This is a genomic window from Moorena sp. SIO3H5, assembly GCF_010692395.1.
Taxonomy (GTDB): Bacteria; Cyanobacteriota; Cyanobacteriia; order Cyanobacteriales; family Coleofasciculaceae; genus Moorena.
On record NZ_JAAHHS010000054.1, the window covers coordinates 22,452 to 29,085 of the forward strand.

Here is a 6,634-nt window from a genome sequence, read left to right on the forward strand (position 1 = left end):
AGGTAACTCGACATTAAAGAGTTAGTAAAGATCTGCAAATTTTCCGTGCTTCTTGTGACCATAAGAAAGTCAAGGGGCTGGGTGTCAGCTATAAGGCCAACGGGGGTAGGGTTTTGCTATCGATTGTTGTGTCAGTAAGACCAGGAATCCCTAGAGCTGTTGACTCTTCTATCTTTCGACCTCACCCAAACCTGGTCACCCTACCCCACTTGGTTCCATTCTTGGGGAAACTTTTCCGAGATTGAACCATTCTGTTGGCCAGTGAGTCTAAATAACATCGGAAAACAAAGCGGTGAGGGAGAACCCAGAGTTGTCAGTCAGATCAGCCCAGGCTTCTAAAGAAGATTCTGCTGCTGCAAAAACAACCAGCACAGACACAGAGTTGGTATTGCAGTGCCAACAGGGCAACCAGCAGAGTTTTCGCCAACTATACCGACGCTATCAGCAGCGCGTCAGGTCAACTATATATCAGCTATGTGGTGCTTATGCTCTTGATGATTTAGTACAAGAGGTGTTCCTACGAGTTTGGAAAGGCTTACCAAAACTGCGGCAACCCTCACAGTTTTCCACCTGGCTTTACCGGATCTGCTGGAATGTGGCATCGGATCAGCGGCGCAATTTGCAACGGCAACGTGCCTTCAACCTTCAACTCCTAGAGGACACAGCTGATCTACCCCTAAAAAATGCCAAATCCTCCCATACTCCTGATCTGATGCAGTTGCACTATCAGGACATGATTCAACAAGGAATGCAACAGCTGAGCTTGAACCATCGTGCTGTGCTGGTGCTACATGATTTAGAGGATTTACCACAAAAGGAAGTTGCTAAAATTTTGGGCATAGCTCTCGGAACGGTTAAGTCTCGTCTTTTCCACGCTCGAACTTCCCTACGGAAATATATCATCCAACAACAAGGAGAGATGCCATGACTCAGTTTCAATCTGATGACGAACAATGGCAAGCATTTCTGCGCCAACATCGACCTACTCCTCCAGCAGCAACATTTGACTTGGAGGAACGAGTTATAAATGCGATCGCTAAATCTCCACCGCCTAGTCGTAAACCAGAGCTTTGGTTAGTGCCATCAGCGATCGCTGTTGGTTTACTGATGGCTTGGAGTGGTTACCGCACCCACAATTTAAGCACTCTAGAAGCTTTCTTAGAGAAAAATTGGCATGGAGTTGTCGGAGAGACATCGGTGAGCAATGTCATTCATACTCCACCAGCTGATTGGATGATCTTAGCCAATACTGGACAATAAATGCGCATAGTAGGAACCATCACCTCAGGATCACCTATACAGGATAAGGTTTGACCTGTAAACAGGTTGGCTCTAGGCAACGGCTATGGCAAGGGAAAAGTGGGTTGTCAACCTTCAACCTTCAACCTTCAACCTTCAACCTTCAACCTTCAACCTTTAACCTTTAACTTTCAACTTTCAACTTTCAACTTTCAAGTTGAATTTTAAACCTTCAATATTTCTTACAAACTTTAAATTAAAGACATTTATAGGTAACTTCCATGCTGTTACGTCCAGGTTATATTTTGTCACTTCTCATGGTTACCCTGACTGGCTGCACTGCTGTAGCTAATTCCAACCCTGTAACCTCTCAATTGATTCCAAACCCTGAGGGTCAACAACACCCAAAATCAATTAAGGATAGGTTAGTCAGGGAACTGAATCTCAACCACGTGCAAAGGAAGCAGCTACATTCAATTAGGATAGAGTATGAAGAGTCCATTATAGATCTTCGTCAGGAAATGAGTCAAGCCAAGCAGACATTAAGTGATTTGATGGTGGGTACAGCTGACAGAGAAACTATCCGCACTCAATACCAACAAGTTCAAGTATTGAACCAGCAGCTAGGAAAGTTACGCTTTGAGAGTATGTTGCAGATGCGAGAGGTGATGACTCCTGAACAACGCATCCAGTTTGCTCAATTGATGAAACAGCGCCGCCAGCAAAACCCTCTATCCGATTAGGTAGAAACACAAAGGATAAGGATTTTGAGATTTATTTATCTACACGGTTTTGCATCTAGTCCTGAGTCAGCCAAGGCGGTGTATCTACAACAAGCGTTTGCTGGCCTCAATGTCTCTCTAGTAGTTCCTGACCTTAATCAAGATGACTTTGATCATTTAACAATAAGTCGCCAGATTAGTCAAGTAGCAGCATTACTGCCTTTAGATGGAACACCAGTCACGTTAATCGGTTCTAGTTTGGGTGCTTTTACCGCTGCATGTATAGCACAAAACAATCCACAAATCAAGAGACTGGTTCTACTAGCACCAGCATTTGGGTTCCTTGGCCATTGGTTGCCCAAATTAGGAGCAGAACAGCTCAATCAGTGGCGCTCCCAGGGATATCTAGACATTTACCATTACCGAGAAAACCGAAAGCTGCCCTTGCACTATCAGTTTCTAGAAGATGCCCGTCAGTATGAGGCTTTGGAGCTAGAGCGACAAGTACCTACTTTGATTCTACATGGGTGCTATGATGACGTGATTCCTATCATGGAGAGTTGTGATTATGCCAGTACGCGCCCTTGGGTGCAATTGGTTGAATTGCAGAGCGAACACGGTTTGCGGGATGTGATGGAGTTAATTTGGGCAGCAGTTCGGGAATTTTGTAATATTTAGGGTTGAAGCTTAGTGGGTTGTTCGCCTTTGGCGTCCCTTGTCCGGTAGGTTAGTCAGTTCAGGGGTGAGCTACTCCAACCCAACTCCAACTCCAAACCAACCCAAAACCAACCAACCAATTCCCCCTAACCCTAATAACACCGGAGTCAACCAATTCCCCCAGCGCACATACAACGTCCGAGTCTGTCGCCGATAAATCGTATCTGCGTGCAACTCATAGGTATTAATCCCCGATAGCCATACTGTTTTGCCATGGGGGTCTACAATACCGGAATAGCCGGTATTAGTTGCTCTAACTGTCCACCTATCTGTTTCAATGGAGCGCATTACATCTTGAGCATAGTGCTGGGCAGGCATAGTATTACTGTAATGGGCATTATTGGATGCAGTGAGGATAAACTGCCCACCAGCCGCAGCTTGATAGCGGAAGTGGTCGGCAAAAGCTGACTCATAACAAATGCCTACCACTGCTTGACCAAAAGGTGTTTCTAATAATTGGTCAGGTTTACCTGGTGCTAAGTGAGCATCAAGAGGGGATAATCGGTCAATTAAATGTCCTAGGAATTCTTCAAAAGGAATATATTCTCCTAAGGGCACTAATTTGACCTTATCGTAACGGCTGAAGGTCTCACCAGTACCGGTAACAGTAAACAAACTATTGGTAAGGCTACGCTCTCTTTGTCCATAGCCTCCTACCCAAACTAAAACCCCTTTATCTAATATTGCTGAGTAGAAAGAACTAACAGTGCGAACCTGTTCTTCCCAAAGAAAAGGTAACGCAGTTTCAGGAGTTAGCACTGCGTCTACTTTTTGATCTGCCAATGTCTGGTAGCCAGTAGTGTAACCTTTAATAGCACGCCGCCAGCCAGCGGAGTAAAGTTTGATTTCATTGGGGATGTTTCCTTGAATAATACCAACTTTAATAGCAGAATCATTTGATTGCTCAATTGGTTGGCTGTACAGTAACCATCCGAGCAAATGTAAGCTAATTAATAACCCGATTGCTATACCTAAAAGGGTGGATTTTTGTTCGCCATTGGCGTTTCCGTAGGGTAGATTGTTGTGATCAGTTTCAACGTTAAACCTGGCAAAGTTAAAGCTAGTAACGTTAAACTTATTAAGGGTTAATGCGCTTTCAGCAATTAAACCATTGACTGCTACAATAGCTGCTGTAACTGTTACCGGACCGGATAATTGACCGAGGTGCAAAATTATCAGGTTATGGGGACTTTGGGTATAAGATAATCCAGACCAGTACAGGGGACTCATACTCCACAGGGTTTCTATGGCACACCACAAGCCTGTACCGATTAGAACCCGCAAGCAGGAGGTTAAAAGAAAATAGTTTTGAGTGGGGCTAGGGAGATTTATATCAGGATTGATATCAGGATTTATATCATGTTGTTGTGTAGCTTTGGTGGATACCCATTTAATGGATGGGAAAATTGATTGAGTGATAGAAATTCCTATTGCCCAGACAGCTACTAGGAGTGCTCCCCAGAGGGTAATGAATATCCAGCAGAATAATGCGATCGCAATACTAGCTAGCCATGGTACCCCCATCCAGTCCATCGGGTGAATACCAGTAATCCAAAATAGAGCTAAGCCATGATAACCGATACCCCAGATCAGACCAGATAAAGCATTGCCACGAATACTCTGACCTCTAACTACTATGAACCATAGAGGCACTAGGGCAATCCAGGCTAGGGGCCAAGCTTCCGTTGGTGATGGTGTCAGTCCCATCAGGATGCCACCGATTAACGGTAATAGTAAACGATTTATAGACAAAGTGAACTATATAAATAAAGTCTCAAGTGGGCGCACCACCTGCTATACGATACAAGGTTGTGTAGTAATGCACCAGACCACTACCCACTGCTATGGCGTACATTAGAGTTACTAAAACAGCCACTCGACGTTGCCAACGCCAAACTTGCATCAAGCCTGCTGCTAAAAGAATTAAGAAATATGGGGATACCATGAGTAGATAGCGAGCTTTCCATATGGAACTGGAAACATAGGATATCAATAAGATAGATCCCGCAGGTAATAATGCCCAAACTTTAATCCACCAGAGTGTTGTTGAGGGGTGCCTGCTCAATAGAGCGATCGCAAGCAAGCCGATTGCCATGGCCGTATATGCCATGTAATAGAACAAAGGTACAAGATTTGAGGTGAACACATGCTCCACAAGCCACTCCATGATAGATTGCTGATTGAGCTGTTTCATCAAGTCATTGGCACTGATGCCTGACCCTAGTAAGTGTCTCAATGGCCAGAAAGCTGTCAAGTGGGTGACTTCAGAGACAATTAATATAATGTTGGGTTTTGGGTATTGTGTTACCCAACCTTTGAGGAATTTAGTGGAAGACTCATTAACTGCTGATACTAAAGGAAGCCAACAACTCCCAATCAGCAGCAGCCTGATCCCAAAGGCAAATAATCGGCGCTTTTGATTACGAAACTGCCATACAATTAATACCAGATCTGGCAGAAACAAGGTCACACTAACCGGAGTAGTCACAAGGGCTAGAAACCTGGCGACAGCCCACCAGTTGATGGCAGCAAACCTGGGATTTTCAAGGGCATGAGCTAGAGCTAAGGTACCCCCCAAACTTAAGAAGGGGATTAGGGTGTACATCCTTACCTCTTGGGCATGGTTGATAAACAGAGGGGAGAGGGTTAGTAACAGGGCGGCAATCAAGCCAACTGGTTTTCCAGCTAAGCGACGACCCACCAGGTAGATTAAGAAGATACTGCCTAGTCCAAAAATCACAGATAGCCCACGCAACCAAACGGTGCTAGTGCTAAACTGCATCCAAATGTACAGGATCATGAAATAAAAGGGACGTGTGAGATTCTTGGGAGGCAGTGATATCCCACTCTGGGTTTTGTTAATGCTAAATAGCTCATCGTACCATAAGCTCTCTGTGCCGAGTTGATAGAGATACAACCCAGTAGCGATTAGTAAAATTAAGCTGATTGGTATCCACTTCTGGAGCCAATTTGCTCTTATTCCAAGTGCTGGTGTATTCAGTTTCATGGTGATGCACAGTTAAGTACAATTAGTTCAGCAAGATTATTTAAGTAAAATTATGGATGGCGTTCGCGTAGCGGCTTTTTTAGAGCATCGCAATCCTAGTACTTTGTCAATTTAGTTGTGAAAATTAGGATAAGGTGTTAGGTGTTAAGTTTTTATATTTAATCCCTAGGGCTCTCAGCTCTAATGCTTAATAGTAATTAAATGTAATAGTAGAATATTTTCCCATTTATAAGACCAAAACCAAAAATCTTTATCAGATATTTATTTAGATATCTGATCTTTATCAAATATTTATTTAACCCAACTGATCAACGGCCTAATTTTTCCCTTGCCTGCTGACGCAGATTCTTAGCATTGGGGTGATTCGGCTGGATTTGAAGTGCCTTTTCCATGGCATTGATTGCTTGATCGTATTGACGTTTGGCCCATAAGGCTGCCCCTAGATTACTCCAAGCATCGGCAGAATTAGGATTGAGTTTAGTTGCCCGATTATATGCTTCTATGGCCTCACTGTAGCGACCGAGTTTATGGAGGGCTACTCCTCGGTTAATCCAGGCTTCAACAAAATCAGGCTTGATAGCGATCGCTTTCTCGTATAGTTCTAGGGCTGCTAGAGTGTTTTGGGATTCGAGAGCTGCACCCTTACTCCACAATGCTTCGGGGTAGTCAGGTTTAAGGGCAAGGGCTTGATCGCAGGCAGCCAGTCCTTCTTGAGTACGCCCCAAGGAATTCAGGCTATAACAACGACCCCAATGAGCTTCTGCTAAATTTGAGTTGCTTGCGATCGCTTTTTCGTAAGTCATCAGTGCTTGCTGGTATTTTCCTGCTTGCCGCAAGCTATCCCCTTGGCTGTTTAATTCTATTGCAGTTGGTTGTGTTTCCGGGTCGGATGGCGATTTCGCAGCTGATTCGGTATCCGATTCGGGAATAGTTTTTTGGACTGAGCTGG

7 protein-coding genes are annotated in these 6,634 nt (G+C 44.3%); 4 read left to right on the plus strand and 3 right to left on the minus strand.

The window, feature by feature from the left end; all coding sequences use genetic code 11:
• Positions 1-292 precede the first annotated feature (292 nt).
• The 4 genes from F6K52_RS08890 (at position 293) to F6K52_RS08905 (ending at position 2,639) form a co-directional block, all read left to right on the plus strand.
• Positions 293-928 carry a sigma-70 family RNA polymerase sigma factor gene (locus F6K52_RS08890; protein WP_293076511.1) on the plus strand — a complete coding sequence of 212 codons (636 nt, stop codon included), beginning with the start codon at positions 293-295 and terminating at the stop codon, positions 926-928.
• Positions 925-1,260 carry a hypothetical protein gene (locus F6K52_RS08895; protein ID WP_293076513.1) on the plus strand — a complete coding sequence of 112 codons (336 nt, stop codon included), beginning with the start codon at positions 925-927 and terminating at the stop codon, positions 1,258-1,260. The genes F6K52_RS08890 and F6K52_RS08895 overlap by 4 nt, the downstream gene beginning before the upstream one ends.
• A 260-nt stretch (positions 1,261-1,520) precedes the next feature.
• Positions 1,521-1,982, plus strand: coding sequence for a Spy/CpxP family protein refolding chaperone (locus F6K52_RS08900; RefSeq protein WP_293026495.1), 462 nt, complete (start codon positions 1,521-1,523; stop codon positions 1,980-1,982).
• 24 nt (positions 1,983-2,006) lie between these two features.
• A complete protein-coding gene (locus F6K52_RS08905; protein ID WP_293076515.1) occupies positions 2,007-2,639 on the plus strand; it encodes a YqiA/YcfP family alpha/beta fold hydrolase in 633 nt (210 codons plus the stop codon).
• Positions 2,640-2,708: 69 nt separating this feature from the next.
• Here the strand turns inward: F6K52_RS08905 and lnt are convergent, their stop codons facing one another.
• From lnt to F6K52_RS08920, 3 genes are all read right to left on the minus strand, one after another.
• Positions 2,709-4,385 carry an apolipoprotein N-acyltransferase gene (gene lnt / locus F6K52_RS08910; protein ID WP_293076521.1) on the minus strand — a complete coding sequence of 559 codons (1,677 nt, stop codon included), beginning with the start codon at positions 4,383-4,385 and terminating at the stop codon, positions 2,709-2,711.
• 67 nt (positions 4,386-4,452) lie between these two features.
• The gene (locus F6K52_RS08915; RefSeq protein WP_293076517.1) at positions 4,453-5,685 is read right to left on the minus strand and encodes a glycosyltransferase family 39 protein; all 1,233 of its coding nucleotides are present in this window, start codon (positions 5,683-5,685) and stop codon (positions 4,453-4,455) included.
• Between the two features lie 308 nt (positions 5,686-5,993).
• The coding region (locus F6K52_RS08920; protein WP_293076519.1) for a tetratricopeptide repeat protein at positions 5,994-6,634 on the minus strand (641 nt) is incomplete at its 5' end.